This is a genomic window from Shewanella hanedai (assembly GCF_007197645.1).
In the GTDB taxonomy this organism is placed as follows: Bacteria; Pseudomonadota; Gammaproteobacteria; order Enterobacterales; family Shewanellaceae; genus Shewanella; species Shewanella hanedai.
Genome location: NZ_VKGK01000030.1, coordinates 43961 through 63646, shown reverse-complemented (window position 1 = coordinate 63646; position 19686 = coordinate 43961). Strand labels below are relative to the sequence as shown.

General features: G+C 43.7%; 13 protein-coding genes, 12 tRNA genes and 1 pseudogene. 1 reads left to right on the top strand and 25 read right to left on the bottom strand.

What is annotated here, in order from left to right; all coding sequences use genetic code 11:
* Positions 1-423: 423 nt before the first annotated feature.
* The 15 genes from FN961_RS20010 to recA form a co-directional block, all read right to left on the bottom strand.
* Positions 424-515 (bottom strand) — tRNA-Ser (locus FN961_RS20010).
* Between the two features lie 23 nt (positions 516-538).
* A tRNA-Arg gene (locus FN961_RS20005) sits at positions 539-615 on the bottom strand.
* A 69-nt stretch (positions 616-684) separates the two neighbouring features.
* Positions 685-761 (bottom strand) — tRNA-Arg (locus tag FN961_RS20000).
* 33 nt (positions 762-794) lie between these two features.
* A tRNA-Arg gene (locus FN961_RS19995) sits at positions 795-871 on the bottom strand.
* A 65-nt stretch (positions 872-936) separates the two neighbouring features.
* Positions 937-1013: transfer RNA gene (locus FN961_RS19990), tRNA-Arg, on the bottom strand.
* 85 nt (positions 1014-1098) lie between these two features.
* A tRNA-Arg gene (locus tag FN961_RS19985) sits at positions 1099-1175 on the bottom strand.
* 107 nt (positions 1176-1282) lie between these two features.
* A tRNA-Ser gene (locus FN961_RS19980) sits at positions 1283-1374 on the bottom strand.
* 29 nt (positions 1375-1403) lie between these two features.
* Positions 1404-1480 (bottom strand) — tRNA-Arg (locus FN961_RS19975).
* 68 nt (positions 1481-1548) lie between these two features.
* Positions 1549-1625, bottom strand: a tRNA-Arg gene (locus FN961_RS19970).
* A 35-nt stretch (positions 1626-1660) separates the two neighbouring features.
* Positions 1661-1737, bottom strand: a tRNA-Arg gene (locus FN961_RS19965).
* 34 nt (positions 1738-1771) lie between these two features.
* A tRNA-Arg gene (locus tag FN961_RS19960) sits at positions 1772-1848 on the bottom strand.
* Positions 1849-1869: 21 nt separating this feature from the next.
* Positions 1870-1961: transfer RNA gene (locus tag FN961_RS19955), tRNA-Ser, on the bottom strand.
* A gap of 237 nt (positions 1962-2198) precedes the next feature.
* A complete protein-coding gene (gene csrA / locus FN961_RS19950; protein ID WP_012325942.1) occupies positions 2199-2396 on the bottom strand; it encodes a carbon storage regulator CsrA in 198 nt (65 codons plus the stop codon).
* Between the two features lie 473 nt (positions 2397-2869).
* Positions 2870-5494, bottom strand: a complete 2625-nt coding sequence (gene alaS, locus FN961_RS19945; protein WP_144041940.1) for an alanine--tRNA ligase — start codon at positions 5492-5494, stop codon at positions 2870-2872.
* A gap of 350 nt (positions 5495-5844) precedes the next feature.
* A complete protein-coding gene (recA, locus tag FN961_RS19940; protein WP_144041939.1) occupies positions 5845-6906 on the bottom strand; it encodes a recombinase RecA in 1062 nt (353 codons plus the stop codon).
* A gap of 330 nt (positions 6907-7236) precedes the next feature.
* Between recA and mutS the strand changes: the two genes are divergently transcribed.
* Positions 7237-9816: a DNA mismatch repair protein MutS gene (mutS, locus tag FN961_RS19935; protein WP_144041938.1), complete on the top strand. Its 2580-nt coding sequence runs from the start codon at positions 7237-7239 to the stop codon at positions 9814-9816.
* Positions 9817-10020: 204 nt separating this feature from the next.
* Here mutS and rpoS read toward each other — a convergent pair whose 3' ends face one another.
* The 10 genes and pseudogenes from rpoS to FN961_RS19885 all read right to left on the bottom strand — a co-directional run bounded on the left by rpoS (position 10021) and on the right by FN961_RS19885 (position 19597).
* Positions 10021-10995, bottom strand: a complete 975-nt coding sequence (gene rpoS, locus FN961_RS19930; RefSeq protein ID WP_144041937.1) for an RNA polymerase sigma factor RpoS — start codon at positions 10993-10995, stop codon at positions 10021-10023.
* A gap of 77 nt (positions 10996-11072) precedes the next feature.
* The gene (locus FN961_RS19925) at positions 11073-11969 is read right to left on the bottom strand and encodes a peptidoglycan DD-metalloendopeptidase family protein (protein ID WP_185972853.1); all 897 of its coding nucleotides are present in this window, start codon (positions 11967-11969) and stop codon (positions 11073-11075) included.
* A gap of 103 nt (positions 11970-12072) precedes the next feature.
* On the bottom strand, positions 12073-12708 hold the full coding sequence (locus tag FN961_RS19920) for a protein-L-isoaspartate(D-aspartate) O-methyltransferase (protein WP_144041936.1): 636 nt from the start codon (positions 12706-12708) through the stop codon (positions 12073-12075).
* Positions 12705-13451 carry a 5'/3'-nucleotidase SurE gene (gene surE, locus FN961_RS19915; protein ID WP_144041941.1) on the bottom strand — a complete coding sequence of 249 codons (747 nt, stop codon included), beginning with the start codon at positions 13449-13451 and terminating at the stop codon, positions 12705-12707. Before surE ends, FN961_RS19920 begins: the two co-directional genes overlap by 4 nt.
* 81 nt (positions 13452-13532) lie before the next feature.
* Positions 13533-14630, bottom strand: a pseudogene (truD, locus tag FN961_RS19910) (tRNA pseudouridine(13) synthase TruD); the annotation flags it as partial.
* An 86-nt stretch (positions 14631-14716) separates the two neighbouring features.
* Complete coding sequence (ispF, locus tag FN961_RS19905; protein ID WP_144041935.1) at positions 14717-15199, bottom strand: 2-C-methyl-D-erythritol 2,4-cyclodiphosphate synthase; 483 nt, start codon at positions 15197-15199, stop codon at positions 14717-14719.
* 80 nt (positions 15200-15279) lie between these two features.
* On the bottom strand, positions 15280-15966 hold the full coding sequence (gene ispD, locus FN961_RS19900; RefSeq protein WP_144041934.1) for a 2-C-methyl-D-erythritol 4-phosphate cytidylyltransferase: 687 nt from the start codon (positions 15964-15966) through the stop codon (positions 15280-15282).
* 30 nt (positions 15967-15996) lie between these two features.
* Positions 15997-16296, bottom strand: coding sequence for a cell division protein FtsB (ftsB, locus tag FN961_RS19895; RefSeq protein WP_144041933.1), 300 nt, complete (start codon positions 16294-16296; stop codon positions 15997-15999).
* A gap of 152 nt (positions 16297-16448) precedes the next feature.
* Positions 16449-17744: a phosphopyruvate hydratase gene (eno, locus tag FN961_RS19890; RefSeq protein WP_144041932.1), complete on the bottom strand. Its 1296-nt coding sequence runs from the start codon at positions 17742-17744 to the stop codon at positions 16449-16451.
* Between the two features lie 215 nt (positions 17745-17959).
* Complete coding sequence (locus FN961_RS19885) at positions 17960-19597, bottom strand: CTP synthase (protein WP_144041931.1); 1638 nt, start codon at positions 19595-19597, stop codon at positions 17960-17962.
* Between the last annotated feature and the right edge of the window lie 89 nt (positions 19598-19686).

Below are 19686 nucleotides of genomic sequence, written 5' to 3'. Positions count from 1 at the left end.
TGAGTTCATTCAACGCAGAAATAGGCAGCCAAAAACACTCCTTACAGGCGAGTTTTAGCGGTTCTGATGCTGTGTTAACGAGCTTAACCGTAGAATAACTATGCTCTTCACTCGTTGCCTTGCCTCAGTACCGCTAAACTCTCGCTGAGCGATCAAATCTTTATACTGATTGGTATAATTGGGAGCTTAGAATTGTAGTGTAGAGGTGAATGAAATCGTTAACCTTATCTGACAAATAACGATAACAATGCTGGCAAGTGCTCAATGGGGCAGAGCTGGGTTCTATCGATTAAGTAGAGCTGTGCCATGGTAATTTGACATAAGTGTTCAGACCTCCTGGGATCGAGGAAATGCCAATGAATGGCAGGAACATTTGTAGCCAAACACAAAAAAGCCCATTGATTTCTCAATGGGCTTGTTTGATGGCGGAGAGGGAGGGATTCGAACCCTCGATGGGATTTAAAGCCCATACTCCCTTAGCAGGGGAGCGCCTTCGGCCACTCGGCCACCTCTCCAGATTTTTTATACACAACAAAAATGGTGCGCGTGGAAGGAGTCGAACCTCCGACCGCCTGGTTCGTAGCCAGGTACTCTATCCAGCTGAGCTACACGCGCAAATTTCTTTTTTCTTACCCGTTTTTGAGTAAGCTTGTTCCCAGTCAAAATCAACTCGAAACCTAAATATGGTGCGGATGGGAGGAGTCGAACCTCCGACCGCCTGGTTCGTAGCCAGGTACTCTATCCAGCTGAGCTACATCCGCACAAATAAACCTTTATAACACTAACAATCGAAATGGTGCGGATGGGAGGAGTCGAACCTCCGACCGCCTGGTTCGTAGCCAGGTACTCTATCCAGCTGAGCTACATCCGCATAAACATTTCAATTTTACCTAAAACTAAGTTCCAAAATAACTTTTGAGACCCATGTTTTAAATATGGTGCGCGTGGAAGGAGTCGAACCTCCGACCGCCTGGTTCGTAGCCAGGTACTCTATCCAGCTGAGCTACACGCGCAAATCTTAATACAGTCACAAACCATATTGACTTAATACCGATATAGTTACCAGTATAAAACCTTAACCCTTCGCATTTATTAGTATGGTGCGGATGGGAGGAGTCGAACCTCCGACCGCCTGGTTCGTAGCCAGGTACTCTATCCAGCTGAGCTACATCCGCATCGATAACTAACAACACCTCACCTTAACTGACTCAAAAGAATCTGTTTGGTCTTGCGACCTAAGGCGACAAAAAAACCCGTTGACAATATCAACGGGCTTGATTGATGGCGGAGAGGGAGGGATTCGAACCCTCGATGGGATTTAAAGCCCATACTCCCTTAGCAGGGGAGCGCCTTCGGCCACTCGGCCACCTCTCCTAAACTTCTATTATTCATAATAAGAATAATGGTGCGCGTGGAAGGAGTCGAACCTCCGACCGCCTGGTTCGTAGCCAGGTACTCTATCCAGCTGAGCTACACGCGCAATTTCGTTTTATCTTCCCGATGAAGGCAAGATGGTTTCAAGTTAACACTCAACTCAAAACATAAATATGGTGCGGATGGGAGGAGTCGAACCTCCGACCGCCTGGTTCGTAGCCAGGTACTCTATCCAGCTGAGCTACATCCGCACAAATAAAACCTTACACTAACTTTTACTATTGAATGGTGCGGATGGGAGGAGTCGAACCTCCGACCGCCTGGTTCGTAGCCAGGTACTCTATCCAGCTGAGCTACATCCGCAACGCCTTTCAATATATCCCGTCATCTTACAAAATGGTGCGGATGGGAGGAGTCGAACCTCCGACCGCCTGGTTCGTAGCCAGGTACTCTATCCAGCTGAGCTACATCCGCATCGTATTTGCAAGTAAGAAATGGCGGAGAGGGAGGGATTCGAACCCTCGATGGGATTTAAAGCCCATACTCCCTTAGCAGGGGAGCGCCTTCGGCCACTCGGCCACCTCTCCGTTTCTTGGCGCACATATTACTGTTTGAAGAAAATAAGTCAAACCATTTCGTATAAAGGATTTCTGTTTGGAGTGTTTTTAAACAGATTAAACAAATAATGCACGTCTTCAGTATATAAGGGCAATATTTTACGCTAAAAGGCTGTGAAATCGACTTAGTTATTTTTACTCAGAAAACAAAAAAGCCAGTTAATAAACTGGCTTCTCTATTAATTAATTTTTAAAGACTAGGCAAAATTAAAAGTTGCCGCCTTCAGAAGAGTTGCCAGCCTTCTCAGACTGAATACGCTGGTAGATCTCTTCACGATGCACTGACACTTCTTTAGGTGCATTAACACCTATACGTACTTGATTACCCTTTACGCCTAAAACAGTGACAGTCACTTCATCACCAATCATCAGTGTTTCACCAACACGACGAGTCAATATCAGCATTCGCTTACTCCTTTAGTTCTAAATTCTGCTTTATACGGCACTAATCCGTTATATGCTTATTATAAGGTTAGCTTAGTACAAATTAATAGTACTCAAACTCAAAACCACCATTTAAATAGCGCTTATTTAACTATAAACTGCGATATAAGCCTATGACACTAGCCTTATGCTCAAAATGAGCCTGAAGCAGTAGATAATACTACAATCTACAACAGTCATTAACCTAGCATTAAAAGTAACAAAGCCCAACAACAGAACCACTTCAGCGACAGATAAAAGCGATAATCACCCACTTGCAACAATAAAACCCTAAAAAACCCTAAAAAACCGCCAAAACCAAACAAAAATAACCATATAAGTAATACAATTAAGCATGTTAAACCATTGTGGATTTATTCGTTACAATTGAGATGTCCGACACAAAAAAAGCGCCTTAGTTAACTAAGACGTTTTTAATATCACTCTGTTAAGCCTTAAACCAAACGTTCCTCTAACCAAGGAAGCACTTGCGCTAATGCTGCGTCTAAGTGCTCAGGCTGCGTTCCACCCGCTTGAGCCATGTCTGGACGTCCGCCGCCTTTACCGCCCACTTGGGCTGCAATTGATGCCACGAGCTCACCCGCTTTCACTTTAGACGTAAGATCTTTGGTCACGCCGACAATAAGGTTTACTTTGGCCTCACCTGCAATAGCAAGTACGACAATCCCTGAACCTAACTTTTGCTTAAGTTCATCCTGCAAACCACGTAGTGCACCAGCATCAACGCCTTCAAGTTTCTTAATCAGTACATTCGCACCATTTATCTGTTTAGCTTCACCGGCTAAATCGGCGCTTGTCGCAGCTGCAAGTTTGTCTTTAAGTTGTGATAACTCTTTTTCAAGCAACTTAGTACGGTCTAACTGAGCTTTAAGCTTGCTAAGTACAGAAGCACTATCGGCTTTAAGTAAAGCAGCGACTTTATTGAGCTCAGCTTCTTGCGCGGCAACATAAGCCATCGCAGCCGCCCCAGTTACAGCTTCAATACGACGTATACCAGCGGCAATACCACCTTCTGATGTGATCTTAAACAGACCAATATCACCAGTGCGACCAACGTGAGTGCCACCACACAATTCGATAGAGAAATCCCCCATGGTGACAACACGCACTTCATCTGTATATTTCTCACCAAAAAGCGCCATCGCGCCCTTCTCTTTCGCTTGATCCATGTCCATCACTTCAGCACTAAGCTTGTGATTACAACGGATCTGCGTATTAACTAGATCTTCAACCGCTTTCAACTCTTCAGGCTTCATTCCTTCAAAATGTGAGAAGTCGAACCGTAATCTTTCTGCATCAACCAAAGAGCCTTTTTGAGAGACATGCGTACCAAGCAGTTGACGTAATGCAGCATGCAGTAAGTGAGTAACAGAATGGTTTAACTCGGTTCTCTGACGAATGTTTTCGTCAACTGTCGCCACCAAAGTGTCACCAACTGAAATAGTTCCTGCGCTCAATCGACCTTGATGCCCAACAGCTTGACCATACTTTTGTGTATCTTTAACATTAAACTCAATGCCATTAGCCGTTAACGCACCCTTGTCACCACTCTGCCCGCCTGACTCACCATAAAATGGTGTGCTATCAAGCACAATCACTGCGTCTTCGCCCGCAGTTAAGCTGTCTGTTGGCTCACCAGCTTTATAGATAGCAATAACCTTACCTGACGCAGTCAACTCGGTATAACCAGAGAAGTGCGTCTGCTCATCAATTTTAAGGGACTCATTGTAATCGGTGTCGAATTGACCAGCAGCTTGAGCACGACGTCGTTGCTCAGCCATCGCGACTTCAAAACCCGCTTCATCAACGGTGATCTCACGTTCACGACATACGTCAGCGGTCAAATCGACCGGAAAACCATACGTATCATAAAGTTTAAAGGCTGTTTCACCGTCTAATACATCGCCTTTAAGTTCGTTAAGCGCACCATCTAAAATACCTAAACCACGTTCCAAAGTACGAGCAAACTGCTCCTCTTCAGCTTTCAATGATTTTTCAACGATAGCTTGTGTTGCAATTAACCCTTTCGCAGCATCTCCCATCACTTCAATAAGTGTTGGTACTAGCTTGTAGAAGAAAGAATCTGTCGCACCTAACTTGTTACCATGACGAACGGCACGGCGGATAATACGACGAAGCACGTAACCGCGGCCTTCGTTTGATGGCATCACACCGTCAGCAATTAAGAAGGCACAAGAACGAATATGATCAGAAATAACACGCAAAGATTTATTTTCTAAATCAGTAACAGCAAGTATCTCAGCCGTTTTTTTGATCAACGCTTGGAAAATATCAATTTCATAGTTGGAATGGACGCCTTGCATAATGGCAGCAATACGCTCAATCCCCATCCCCGTATCAACAGAAGGCTTAGGCAGAGGTAACATGTCGCCGTTTGACTGACGGTTGTATTGCATAAATACAATGTTCCAGATCTCGATAAATCTGTCACCGTCTTCTTCTGGTGTACCAGGACGGCCGCCCCAGATATGATCGCCATGATCGTAGAAGATTTCAGAACAAGGACCACAGGGTCCTGTATCGCCCATCTGCCAAAAGTTATCAGACGCATATTCAGCGCCTTTATTATCACCAATGCGGATTAGGTTCTCAGCTGGGACACCGATCTCTTTAGTCCAGATATCGTAAGCTTCATCATCAGTCTCATAGATGGTGACACATAGACGCTCTTTAGGCAGTTTCAACTCTTTAGTTAAAAAGTTCCATGCAAAGCCAATCGCTTCACGCTTAAAGTAATCACCGAAGCTGAAGTTACCCAACATTTCAAAAAAGGTATGGTGACGAGCAGTGTAGCCAACATTGTCTAAATCGTTATGTTTACCGCCAGCGCGTACGCAGCGCTGAGAAGATGTCGCACGAGTATAACTTCGCTTATCTTCCCCAAGGAACACATCTTTAAACTGATTCATACCCGCATTAGTAAACAGCAAGGTTGGATCATTTACAGGTACCAGTGAACTACTGTCCACAACCTGATGACCGTTGGTACGGAAATACTCTAAGAAAGCACTTCTTAGCGCTGCAGTCGTTTGATACATGAAATCATCCTGAATTAATTAAGCTAACTGTGATTACTATGATCACAGATCATACTATTTAGCCGGACATTATAATCAGTCTACAGGATAACAACCAGTGATTTAGGCAGGGAAAAACGGCTAAAAGTGGATATTTAGTAATATAAGCATAGACAGCTGACATCTATACATTTAAGAGGGATTATCAATGAAGTTTGAGCGGACTGCTCAAAAACAAGTTCATTAGTTTGCTAAAACGGAGGTTAGCTTTAGAAATCGATATTGGAAATAATCGCGGCGCGCAAGATACGCAACCGCGAAATAATATGCCGAATGCCTTACATAAAGCACCCTGGGAGGTATCTTAAAGCTTAAAATACTTCGCCAGTTTCAAGATCGACATTTTCGTCGCCAGTCGCAGAATCAGCAACAGGTTCAGCAGAGGCTAATAACATCGCTCTAAGAGTGGTATCAATCTCTTCAGCAATCGCTGGATTTTCTAATAGGTACTTACCCGCATTTGCACGGCCTTGACCAATCTTGTCACCTTTGTAGCTGTACCAAGCACCCGCTTTTTCAACAAGCTTATGTGCAACACCTAAGTCAACAAGCTCACCAGTACGGTTGATACCTTGGCCGTATAGAATTTGGAACTCAGCTTGCTTGAATGGCGCAGCAATCTTGTTCTTAACCACTTTAACGCGTGTTTCGTTACCAATCACTTCATCACGTTCTTTGATAGCACCTGTACGACGAATATCAAGACGAACAGACGCATAGAACTTAAGTGCGTTACCACCAGTAGTGGTTTCAGGGTTACCAAACATGACGCCAATTTTCATACGAATTTGGTTAATGAAGATAAGCATAGTATTGGTTTGCTTAAGGTTACCAGCAAGCTTACGCATCGCTTGACTCATCATACGAGCGGCTAAGCCCATGTGCGAATCACCAATCTCACCTTCAATTTCAGCCTTTGGTGTTAACGCTGCGACCGAATCGACAACGATAACATCAACAGCACCAGAGCGTGTTAGTGCATCACAAATCTCTAATGCTTGCTCACCGGTATCAGGCTGTGAACAAAGTAGATTATCAATATCAACGCCCAGCTTCTTTGCGTAGATTGGGTCTAGCGCATGCTCTGCATCAATAAAGGCACAAACTTTACCATCACGTTGTGCAGCCGCAATCACTTCAAGGGTCAGGGTTGTTTTACCTGATGACTCTGGGCCGTATATTTCAACGATACGTCCCAAAGGAAGGCCGCCGGCACCGAGTGCGATATCTAAAGAAAGTGAACCAGTAGAGATAGTTTCAACATCCATTGAGCGGTTCTCGCCCAGCTTCATGATAGAACCTTTACCGAACTGCTTTTCAATCTGGCTTAAAACAGCGTTAAGGGCTTTCTCTTTGTTCGCGTCTATCTTCATTCCTATATCCTCAGAGTCACAGCGATCGCGCTGCTTAAAATCTTGTAATGACTCCACCTCTTGCTTAGAAGTGCTTTAAAAGGAGTCACAATATGCAAACTAGTATACTGTATAGTCATACAGTATCAAGTGCTGTTGATGATTATTTTTATTCACTCCAGATCACTGGATAATAAGTACTTATATACACAGATATTATTCATTCGCATTTTAAATCACAATTTAAGGCTCAATAATGGGAAAAATATTGTTAATATTAGCGCCAACCAATTAAGGCCAGTTTAAATTGATGCGGCCTGTTCAATACGTCAGCAAAGAGACGACCAGTAGATGAAAGTAATCGACAGCCAAGATTTAGAAAAACACACGCCTATGATGCGTCAATATTTGACGTTAAAAGCCGAGAACCCTGACGTACTTCTCTTCTATCGTATGGGGGATTTCTATGAACTTTTTTACGATGATGCGAAAAAAGCGTCTAAACTATTAGGTATATCGCTTACTGCAAGAGGGAAAAGTGGTGGCGATCCAATTCCTATGGCTGGTCTGCCCTATCATGCAGTAGAAGGCTACTTAGCTAAGTTAGTTCAGCTAAGAGTCTCTGTCGCCATCTGTGAACAGATCGGTGACCCTGCGACATCAAAAGGGCCTGTGGAACGTAAGGTTGTCCGTCTTGTCACCCCCGGGACGCTTACCGATGAAGCCCTTTTGCAGGAGAGACGTGATAATTTACTTGCCGCTGTCTATCATGGAAAAACAGGCTTTGGTTACGCAACATTAGATATCAGCTCTGGCCGCTTTGTCATTGCAGAATTGGCCACATCAGAGGCACTAGAAGCTGAACTTCAACGTACCAGTCCAGCAGAACTTCTGTACAGTGAAGACTTCAGTGAGATGGGACTCATTGCCGGTTTCCAAGGCACACGTCGTCGTCCTGAATGGGAATTTGATTTTGACACGAGTAAAAAACTGTTACTCGATCAGTTCGGCACCAAAGATCTCCATGGCTTTGGTGTTGATGGCGCTCGACTCTCACTTCAAGCGGCTGGCTGTCTTATGCAATATGTTAAAGACACTCAACGAACTGCATTGCCACATATCAATTCAATCGTCAGATTTAATCAAGGTGATAGTATTATCCTTGATGCAGCGACCAGGCGTAACCTTGAACTGACGATTAACCTTCAAGGCGGTCATACCAATACCTTGGCCACGGTATTAGATAATACCACCACTCCTATGGGCAGCCGTATGCTGCAAAGGTGGATACACGAGCCGCTACGAGATCATGCTCGTATTGAAGCTCGTCAAAATGCGCTGCAAGAGATATTAGAAAATGGACTCTATGACGAGCTTCAGCCTCTATTAAAATCCCTAGGAGATGTGGAACGGATCACAGCAAGACTGGCCTTAAGAAATGCACGCCCTCGAGATTTCTCTCGTCTTAAGCATGCACTTGCTATTCTGCCAGAGATCCAGCAAGTCTTGGCAACATGTCAATCAGGACACATCAGACAACTTGCCCACCTTATCAGTGAGTTTCCTCAGGAGCTGGCACTACTAGATAGTGCTATTGTCGATAATCCACCGATGCTGATCCGTGATGGTGGCGTATTGAAGCCTGGCTACAATGCGGAATTAGATCAGTGGCGCGACTTGAGTCAAGGTGCGACAGATTACTTAGCCGAACTTGAAGCAAGAGAAAAAGAAGCCACGGGTATCTCAACCCTAAAAGTCGGTTACAACCGTGTACACGGTTACTATATCGAAGTTAGCCGCAGAGAATCTGATCTCGTGCCTCTAAGTTATCAACGCAGACAAACGCTGAAAAATACTGAGCGTTACATTGTCGCAGAGCTTAAGGAGCATGAAGAGAAAGTGCTCTCCAGCCAAGGTAGAGCACTGGCACTTGAGAAGCAGTTATGGGAACAACTCTTTGATCTTATTCTGCCACAGCTTCATGAGCTGCAACTGTTTGCCCAAGGCGCTGCTGAGCTGGATGTTATCGCTAACTTTGCAGAGCGAGCTGAGACCCTTAATTATCAACGGCCTGTACTAAGCGAAAGCTCAGGTATACAGATTGAATCTGGTCGCCATCCTGTTATCGAACAGGTGAGCCAAACCCCTTTTATTGCCAATCCAGTAACCCTAAATCCTACACGTAAGATGCTCATTGTCACAGGACCAAATATGGGGGGTAAATCGACCTATATGAGGCAAGTAGCCTTAATCACTTTGATGGCACATATCGGTTGTTACGTACCGGCACAAAGTGCCGTTATTGGCCCAGTTGATCGCATATTTACACGTATAGGCGCTGCTGACGATCTTGCATCTGGTCGCTCTACGTTTATGGTCGAAATGACTGAAACTGCGAATATTCTGCACAATGCAACACCGAACAGCTTAGTGTTAATGGATGAGATTGGCCGAGGTACATCGACCTATGATGGACTGTCACTCGCTTGGTCTGCCGCTGAGTACCTAGCCCAAAAAATTGAAGCGATGACACTATTCGCAACCCACTATTTTGAGCTAACTCAACTACCCGATCTCATCTCAAATGTAGCCAATGTACACCTTGATGCGATTGAGCACGGCGATAGCATCATCTTTATGCATGCAGTCCAAGATGGCGCTGCAAGTAAGAGTTACGGGCTACAAGTAGCTGCGCTTGCAGGCGTTCCTAATTCGGTCATTCTGGCGGCAAAACATAAGTTGCACCACTTAGAAAGTCGTGATGCTCAACATGGTGAAATTGCACAATCAGGTGGGATGCAACAAAGCATGGTATTCCCAGAAGCACCTAGCTCTCCCCTTCAGGAGGCAATGGATTCAATCAGACCCGATGAGCTCAGCCCCAAACAAGCACTCGATATGCTATATGAACTTAAGAGGTTAAGTCTCTAAATTTTATAACAGGCATTAAAAAGCGCACGTTAAGTGCGCTTTTTATTGGTGATTAATCAGGAGTAAGAATCTAAGTCATCTAATACGTTAAACCACCAAGATGAACTCTACATATATTAAGGCTATGCCTTAACACTCCTCTAATCATTATGACCTACCTCTAAGGAAAGAAACTCTCAAATGCGTGAGGTAGACTACAAGCTATTAGATTTTAAAAATAGCCTCTACAGATAAGCCTTGAGCACTAAGAAGATCTTTGAGTCTTTTCAAAGCTTCCACTTGTATCTGGCGTACTCGCTCTCTGGTCAATCCAATCTCTTTTCCTACATTTTCAAGTGTTGAAGGTTCGTATCCCAACAATCCGAAGCGGCGCGCTAACACCTCTCTTTGCTTGGTGTTGAGTTCATCTAACCACTTCACCACCGACTTAGACATATCCTCATCCTGAACTTTATAATCAGGACCAACATTGTCATCATCAGCCAATACATCCAGTAATGCTTTATCGTTATCGCCACCTAGCGGCGTATCGACAGAGGTGATCCTCTCATTGAGCTTTAGCATACGGCTTACATCTGAACAGGGAAGGTCTAACTTCGCCGCTATCTCTTCGGCCGTCGGCTCATGATCTAGTTTATGAGCTAACTCTCTTGCTGTACGTAAATAAACGTTCAGCTCTTTAACTACATGTATAGGAAGGCGAATCGTTCTTGTTTGATTCATGATGGCGCGTTCTATGGTCTGACGGATCCACCAAGTTGCATAGGTAGAAAATCTGAAACCTCTTTCAGGGTCAAATTTTTCAACAGCCCTAATAAGACCTAAGTTTCCCTCTTCAATCAAATCAAGCAGTGCAAGACCTCGATTGTTATAACGACGGGCAATTTTAACGACAAGTCTTAAATTACTTTCGATCATGCGGTTACGTGATTTATCACAGCCTTTTAGAGCCTTACGTGAAAAAAACACTTCTTCTTCCGCACTAAGTAGGGGGGAAAAACCAATTTCACTGAGATACAGTTGAGTTGCATCTAGATTTTTTTGTAAGTCACCCTGAACCTGACTTTCAAGTTCAGCACTGTCTGCTTTTGCTCCTTTATTTTCAATATCAATATCTGACTCATTCTTAGCCAAGTCTACTAAAGGTTCCGCGATTGCGGTGTTTGATTTACGACCCATAAGATGATCTCCCAAAATTTGCTCAATTAGTTTACTGCACGTTGTAATCCTCCAAATGCCAAGACGGCCCTAAACCATTATTGTTTAGGTAAGTACTTCAGTGGGTTAACAGATTTACCATGTTGACGGATCTCAAAATGTAACATGACCCTATCTGTACCTGTATTTCCCATTTTTGCTAATGTTTGCCCAATAGTAACAAACTGTTTTTCTTTCACTAATATGCTGTCTGCATGGGCATAAGCACTAAGATAATCATCACTGTGTTTGACTATCACTAAGTTACCATACCCTCGAAGTGCGCTACCCGCATATACAACTCGCCCATCGGCGGCGGCTTTAATTAACTCACCTCGGTTTCCAGCAATTTTAATTCCTTTACTCCCCTGCTCTTTGGCAGAGAAAGTACCAATCAATTTTCCTTTTACCGGCCATTGCCATCGAGTCACTGTTGTAGGTAACTCAGACTTAGGTCTGTGGATAACATTGTTAACACGTTGTTGACTGGTTGTTACAGAATACCCATCCTTCTGTTGATTATCAAGCGGTTTTTTTGACGGTGTTACTTGAGTGTTTTTAGCTGCCAAAGCAGGCTTAACCTCTTGTTTAACTATGGGTTTATGATTTACTACTACAACTTTATGACTATTTTTTGACGTTACACTAGCCTTAGCCCTATTTGTAACATTTGATGTCAAATCGAGGTTTAGCTTCTGTCCGGGGAAGATAGTGTAGGGCTTCTTCAGCTTGTTTTTATTAGCTAAATCAATAAAATCGTTATCAGATGCCCAAGCAATTGAGTAAAGCGTGTCACCTTGTTTTACGTGATAAAAATCTGATTTTAATGCACCTTTATTATAAGCAGTCTTAACTGGCGTTGTTACACTAGCGACTGGAGCAGGGCGTTCGGACTGAAAACTACATCCTATTGTTAATAAACAAACAATGCCTAAAACCGGATAAAACCAGTTCATCTTCATTTTAACAGCCAAAGAAATCACCTAACGCCATAGAAACCCACTTATTAAGACAGCTCTTAATGTTAAAAAAGCAAACATTCAACAATGATCAATATGACTATGCAAGATCACCGTTGACTAAAGGGACAAAACGCACGATTTCTACAACCTCTGAACTGAACTGTTCACCGTGACGTACCACCTTCAAAAGTTGTTGAGAACTTTCTCCTACAGGAATAATCAGTACGCCATTGTCAGCAAGTTGAGTTAGCAAAGCTTCGGGGACTTTACTTGCTGCAGCTGTCACGATAATCGCATCGAAAGGCCCTTTATTGGACCAACCTTGCCAACCATCACCATATTTAAAAGAAACATTATGCAGATCTAAGCGTTTCAATCTTTGTCTGGCTTGGATCTGCAGTCCTTTAATCCGTTCAACCGTGCATAATTCGGCCGTGAGCTGAGCCAAAATAGCCGACTGATACCCTGAACCCGTCCCGATTTCGAGCACCTTTGTCGGTTTATGTGCTAACAACAACTCCGTCATTCTAGCAACGATATAGGGTTGAGAGATCGTTTGCCCCATTCCAATTGGAAGAGCTGTATTCTCATAGGCCTTATGTCCCAATGCAGCATCGAGAAATAACTCCCTTGGCGTATTTGCTACCGCCTGTAAAACACCTTCATGACTGATCCCTGATTCTCGCAAACTTTTTGCTAAGTTCAGTGCTGCAGTTGTTGCTACCCGGCTCATAACTTATTTATCCACTCTTGCATTGATGAAATTTGATTAAAGGCGGTCAGATCCACTTTAAGTGGTGTCACTGATACATAGCCATGTGTAACAGCGTGAAAATCGGTCCCTTCGCTAGCATCTTGCTCTTCACCAGGAGGACCTAACCAGAATATATCCTTACCTGCAGGATCTTGAGTTTTAATCATGCCAGCCGCTTTATGCCTGGCACCTAATCGAGTCACTTTAATCCCTTTAATCTGCTCAATGGGAAGATCGGGCACATTAACATTGAGGATTTGATCTTTGGCGATCGGACTCTTTAGTAAACCCTCTATTATTTTGCAGGTAAAATAAGCGGCGCTATCATAGTGTTCAAGCTTAGATCCCACTAAAGACACAGCGATGGCTGGCAAACCAAGAAAACGCCCTTCCATTGCTGCAGCAACAGTACCTGAATATAAGGTGTCATCGCCTAAGTTAGCGCCTGCATTGATCCCAGATACCACCATATGTGGTTCATCTGTATATAGTTCACGAATCGCCAAATGTACGCAATCTGTTGGCGTACCACTGACAGAGACGTAGCCATTACTCAAGGTATTAATTCGCAAAGGGTTAGTCAAGGTTAAAGAGTTACTTGCACCAGAGCAGTTGCGATCAGGGCCCACGGTCATCACTTCATAGGAAGTTGCTAACGCGTTGGTTAACGCCACAATCCCTGGCGCCGTCACCCCGTCATCATTACTAACAAGGATCTTAATTCTTTGCTTTTCAATGTCTGCGCAATTTTCGCTAACACTATCTTGTTCAGATTTAGCTTCTATTGCTAATTCAGGTTTAACTTCTGGCTCTGGTGTCGCTTTAACCTCAGATTCAGGTTCTGCCGACTCTAATCTCGCTTGTTGACGAGCACGAAACTCACGCTCATTGACATCTTCATAATCAAAAAGCTCTCTGAGTATCGATGTGGCATAGCATCCAGAAGGCAGTGCAAACTTAATCACCAGCACATCGTCACTTTCTTTTTCATAGCTTAAGTGCTGCGGCTCGGACAATAGTGTTCGTCTGTCTTGAGTTAATCCAGCATGTTCAAGGCCATCACGCTCAGCATCAAATTCAGCCAACACCTTAGCTTCAAACTCTCCAGCTTCACCTTGTGACAGCGCAGCGCCTCTGCCCCACATCGGAGCTGAAAGTTGAATATCTTTTTCATCAAGTCGCTTTATTGTCGCTTCATCCCACTGTTCAGCGGTAAAATAGCTATTACTACCAGCAAGCATGACACAATCACCAGCCAGTTTATCAAGGCCATGCTCTGCTAATCTCGTCGAGACAGCAACATTAAACAGATAAGAGCGCACAGCAGAAAGATACATGCTGCGTTTTTTGCGATCTTTCACCACTCGGCCAGTAAACATCTGTCGACCGAAGACTAAATTCTTGCCATCATGACCAAAACGTTGCTCACCAAAATAATTAGGCACGCCTGTTTGTTTAATCAATGCTAAACGCTCAATTGCCTCATCCATATGAGTCACATTACGTAGCGTTAAGGTAAAACGATTGCCAGCCAAAGCACCAATACGCAGTTTCTTATTATGACGATTACTGGATAAAATGGTTATCTGATCACTGTTCAAACTTGCCCAATCAGGTGTCTCTTTGCCCGGGATACGCACACCAAACCATTGCTCTGTGATTGCATTTTTATCTTTCTGTCCGGCATAGGTCACCTCTTTTGGATGAACCTTGGCAAAACCCGATAAAATTGTCGCCACATCGTTAGTGTTAAGTCCCTCTTTACGGATATGAAGAAGGTGATGCTCCCCTTCTCCTGTTGCTGCAAAAGGCAACATCTCCTGAACTCGGAAGTCGCTATTATAGGTGCGAAGATCCGCTTTAGAATTGGGTTTACCGTGCAAAAAATGAAGTTCAATCATGGTGACTTTGTTCTCTCAATCGGCTAAACCGAGTTGATACTAAAAATGTGTTTCCTCGCATCGAAGTAATCAATGTGAGTGATAATTTATGCTGACTTTGTCAGTAAGATCACCGCTTCGACAGCAATCCCTTCTTTACGTCCCGTAAAACCGAGTTTTTCAGTGGTCGTGGCTTTAACGTTAATGTTATCTAGGTCCGTCTCAAAATCACGGCTTAAGACTGCTCTTATCGCTTCAATGTGCGGTGCCATCTTTGGTACTTGAGCAATAATGGTCACGTCCAGATTACAGATAACAAAGCCTTTTTCTTTAGCTAGTTGATAGCAATGACGAAGTAAGTGTCGACTATCTGCGCCCTTGAAATCATCGTCAGTGTCGGGAAAATGCTTACCTATATCACCCAATGCAACTGCACCTAAAACCGCATCAGAGATGGCGTGTAGCACGACATCCCCATCGGAATGGGCAATCAATCCCGTTTCATGTGGGACATGAACACCACCTAGCAGTAACGGGGAATCGCTACCAAATTTATGTACATCAAATCCATGACCAATACGTATATTCATATTAAATCCACTTACTGACCCTAGGTTTACACTGTCAGTTGAAATAGGTTAAAACGACACTTCAGCGAAGAAGTATAAAATTAATGGGCTAAAAACAGTTTCGCTAGCCGAAGATCATCTGGGTGAGTGATCTTAATGTTTTGTACATTGCCCGACACCAGCCCTGGTGAAATCCCAGCCCATTCCATCGCAGAGGCTTCATCTGTAACCGTGGCATTTTCTATCAGAGCCGCGCTTAAATTATCTCTTAGCTCAACGCCTAAAAATAGCTGTGGTGTTAAGGCATGCCATAACTGATCGCGACACACCGTTTTTTCTATCGTGCCATCACACTTACCACGTTTCATGGTATCCCTAACAGGAGACGCTAAAATAGCGCCTTGAGGGAATTGCTCTCGAGATGCGAGAAGTTTATCAATATCACTATGTGTTAAACAGGGACGCGCGGCATCATGCACTAAAGCCCAAGCCTCATCATCTATGTTCTTAAGGCACGCTAATACTGAGTCAGCTCGCTCGCCACCACCGATCACTGTTTGCAGCTTTGGGTGCGATGCCTCAGGCAAAGAGTGAAATCGTGTATCTTGTGGATGAAGCGCCACGATCACTTTATCAATCTTGGGGTGCGTTAGGAGTATGGATAAGGTTAACCCTAAGATTGGCGTCTCATTGATCTCTAGATATTGCTTAGGGATCTCGACCCCCATACGACTGCCAATACCCGCAGCAGGAACAACAGCAACAATCTTATCTTGACGGTGATTCATATTTCAAAGCTCACAATATATAACGAAGCGTTAATGACTTAATATCTGACTGGTACGTTTATCACCGACGACACGGAAAAAAGTTTCTCCTTTCTTTACCATACCCAGCTCATTTCGAGCACGTTCCTCTAACGCTTCAGTTCCACTGCGAAGATCAATAATCTCCTCTCTCAACACTTGATTCCTATCATTTAACTTGTCATTACTCGCTTGTTGAATAGAAGTGTGATCTCGTAGCTTCAACGATTTTGGCAGGCTACTTACGCCAAACCAGAGCTGGTATTGCAGCAAGCCTAACAGTGACACAAGTACGAATAGAAGAGGTCTCATTGTAATTAAAAATCCGCCAGTGGATGTACAACAATATTTTAGTGATAGTAACAAAAAAGGCCACCTTAATGGTGACCTTTTAAAGCTTAGCTGTCATTTAATCAGTTTTATCGGTTATCTAACGAAACTGATAACTCGATAATCAAAACAGATTATGCTTTGCCTTTAATTTCGCTACGACCACGATATGGTGCTTTTTCACCTAACTGCTCTTCAATACGAAGCAGTTGGTTGTACTTAGCAACACGGTCAGAACGACAAAGTGAACCTGTCTTAATTTGACCCGCTGAAGTAGCGACCGCTAGATCAGCAATCGTTGAATCTTCAGTTTCACCACTACGATGAGAGATAACAACGGTGTAACCCGCTTCTTTAGCCATACGAATAGCAGCAAGAGTCTCAGTCAAAGAACCAATTTGATTAAACTTAATCAAAATTGAGTTAGCGATGTTGTTGTCGATACCACGCTTTAAGATCTTTGTGTTAGTCACGAATAAATCGTCACCCACTAATTGAATCTTGTCACCCATGATTTGTGTCTGGTATGCCCAACCATCCCAATCTGATTCATCAAGACCGTCTTCGATTGACGCAATCGGGTATTGCTCAGTTAGCGACTTAAGGAAATCAGAGAAACCATTTGCAGAGAAGATTTTACCTTCACCAGCAAGGTTATATTGACCATCTTTGTAGAACTCAGATGCAGCACAGTCAAGCGCTAAAGTGACATCTTCACCAAGCTTATAACCTGCTTTTTCAACTGCAACTTGGATCATTGCAAGTGCATCAGCATTAGAAGCCAAGTTTGGAGCGAAACCACCTTCATCACCGACTGATGTGCTCAAACCTTTCTCTTGAAGTACTTTCTTCAAGCTATGGAAGATTTCAGCGCCAACTTGTAATGCTTCACGGAACGTCTTTGCACCAACTGGCTGGACCATAAACTCTTGGATGTCCACGTTGTTATCAGCGTGCTCACCACCGTTTAAGATGTTCATCATAGGAACAGGCATAGAATACTGGCCTGGAGTTCCGTTTAGATCGGCAATATGTGCATACAAAGGAATACCTTTAAATGCAGCAGCAGCTTTAGCAGCTGAAAGAGATACAGCTAGGATTGCGTTAGCACCCAACTTATCTTTATTTTCAGTACCATCAAGGTCGATCATGATTTGATCAAGTTCGCTTTGATTTGTTGCATCTTTGCCCATTAGCGCATCACGAATTGGACCGTTGATGTTCGCAATCGCTTTTAATACACCTTTACCCATGTAGCGAGCTTTATCGCCATCACGTAGTTCTAGTGCTTCACGGCTACCAGTAGATGCACCTGATGGCGCAGCGGCCATACCGTTGAACCCACCTTGTAGGTGAACTTCTGCTTCTACTGTTGGGTTACCACGTGAATCCATGATCTCGCGACCAATGACGTTAATAATTTTAGCCATAATTCCCTCGGTTTAAGTTTATAAAGTGAAAAAGTAAAACTGAAATCTGTTCACCAAAATTGACATAACCAAAACAGATCCTAACCCCACCTTCAGGATAAAAAAGGTCGGCACTTCACTATGAAAAAACACAGTAAGTAAAAAAGAGCTTAGGACAAGTACTCCATAGACAAAAAAGCCGCTTCCTAAGAGAGGAAACGGCTGAGTATTTGGTGTTAGCCTAAATCGCGTTTTTGATACGCAGCGGCTGCAGCAACAAACCCGACAAATAATGGCTGGCCATCACGGGGAGTTGATGTAAATTCTGGGTGGAATTGACCTGCAACAAACCAAGGATGGTTTGGCAGCTCTATCATCTCGACAAGCTGGCGATCTGAAGACAGACCACTGAACACTAAGCCAGCTTTTTCAAGACGATCTTTATAATTGTTGTTAACTTCATAACGGTGACGATGACGCTCAACACAAGTGGTCGACTTATAAGCTTCAGCCGCTTTAGTCCCCTCTTCTAAGTGGCACAATTGTGCACCTAGACGCATTGTGCCACCAAGATCAGATGCTTCATGACGCTCTTCGACATTACCATCTTCATTGATCCACTCGGTGATTAGACCGACAACTGGATACGGAGTCTGTTTATTAAACTCAGTAGAGTGTGCACCTTCAAGGCCTGCAACATGACGAGCAAACTCAATCAATGCCACTTGCATACCTAAACAGATACCAAAGTAAGGAAGATTATTTTCACGAGCATATTTAGCCGCCAAAATCTTGCCTTCGACGCCACGCTCACCAAAACCACCAGGTACTAAAATACCATCAAGGCCTTGAAGCACTTCATCACCTTTAGCTTCAACAGTCTGCGAATCGATATACTTGATATTGACCGACACACGATTAAATAGACCTGCGTGCTTAAGTGCTTCATTGACAGACTTATAAGCATCTGGCAATTCAATGTATTTACCCACCATACCGATAGTGACTTCACCAGTAGGGTTAGCTTCTTGATAGATAACCTGCTCCCACTCATGAAGATCAGCTTCTGGACATTCGATACCAAAACGCTTAACGACAAGTTCATCAAGACCTTGCGCTTTAAGCAGAGCAGGAATTTTATAGATGCTATCCACGTCTTTAAGTGAAATAACAGCACGCTCTTCCACATTACAGAAGAGAGAGATTTTAGCTTTTTCGTTGGCAGGTACAGGACGATCACCACGACAAACAAGTACATCTGGTGCAATACCGATGGAGCGAAGCTCTTTCACTGAATGTTGTGTTGGTTTCGTTTTCACTTCACCTGCAGCGCCAAGGAATGGCACTAGAGTCAGATGCATAAACAGAGTGCGCTCGCGCCCCAATTCAACACCTAACTGACGAATAGATTCCAAGAATGGAAGAGACTCGATATCACCGACAGTTCCGCCAATCTCAACGATAGCGACATCATGACCTTCACCACCTGCAAGCACTTTTTCTTTAATTGCATTAGTGATATGCGGGATCACCTGAATGGTGGCACCTAAGTAGTCACCACGACGCTCTTTACGAAGTACTTCAGAGTAGATTCGACCTGTTGTAAAGTTATTACGACGGTTCATCTTGGTACGAATGAAACGCTCGTAGTGACCTAAGTCAAGATCTGTTTCAGCACCGTCTTCAGTCACAAACACTTCACCGTGCTGTGTCGGACTCATTGTACCCGGATCCAAGTTGATATAAGGATCCAGCTTCATAATGGTTACATTTAGGCCACGGGCCTCTAAAATTGCTGCCAAAGAAGCTGCTGCAATGCCTTTACCTAGTGATGAAACCACGCCACCAGTTACGAAGATATACCTTGTAGTCATTATGAACCTGAGAAAATGAGTTGGAAATACGTGCTTGTAATGAAGCACTAGGACGGGGCGCTATTATACCAAAGCCCTAGCGATTCGAC

What these genes read in the sequence shown, in the direction of transcription:
- csrA (WP_012325942.1), bottom strand. Translation starts at nt 2,396, where the DNA reads ATGCTGATATTGACTCGTCGTGTTGGTGAAACACTGATGATTGGTGAT.
- alaS (WP_144041940.1), bottom strand. Translation starts at nt 5,494, where the DNA reads ATGTATCAAACGACTGCAGCGCTAAGAAGTGCTTTCTTAGAGTATTTC.
- recA (WP_144041939.1), bottom strand. Translation starts at nt 6,906, where the DNA reads ATGAAGATAGACGCGAACAAAGAGAAAGCCCTTAACGCTGTTTTAAGC.
- mutS (WP_144041938.1), top strand. Translation starts at nt 7,237, where the DNA reads ATGAAAGTAATCGACAGCCAAGATTTAGAAAAACACACGCCTATGATG.
- rpoS (WP_144041937.1), bottom strand. Translation starts at nt 10,995, where the DNA reads ATGGGTCGTAAATCAAACACCGCAATCGCGGAACCTTTAGTAGACTTG.
- FN961_RS19925 (WP_185972853.1), bottom strand. Translation starts at nt 11,969, where the DNA reads ATGAACTGGTTTTATCCGGTTTTAGGCATTGTTTGTTTATTAACAATA.
- FN961_RS19920 (WP_144041936.1), bottom strand. Translation starts at nt 12,708, where the DNA reads ATGAGCCGGGTAGCAACAACTGCAGCACTGAACTTAGCAAAAAGTTTG.
- ispF (WP_144041935.1), bottom strand. Translation starts at nt 15,199, where the DNA reads ATGAATATACGTATTGGTCATGGATTTGATGTACATAAATTTGGTAGC.
- ispD (WP_144041934.1), bottom strand. Translation starts at nt 15,966, where the DNA reads ATGAATCACCGTCAAGATAAGATTGTTGCTGTTGTTCCTGCTGCGGGT.
- ftsB (WP_144041933.1), bottom strand. Translation starts at nt 16,296, where the DNA reads ATGAGACCTCTTCTATTCGTACTTGTGTCACTGTTAGGCTTGCTGCAA.
- eno (WP_144041932.1), bottom strand. Translation starts at nt 17,744, where the DNA reads ATGGCTAAAATTATTAACGTCATTGGTCGCGAGATCATGGATTCACGT.
- FN961_RS19885 (WP_144041931.1), bottom strand. Translation starts at nt 19,597, where the DNA reads ATGACTACAAGGTATATCTTCGTAACTGGTGGCGTGGTTTCATCACTA.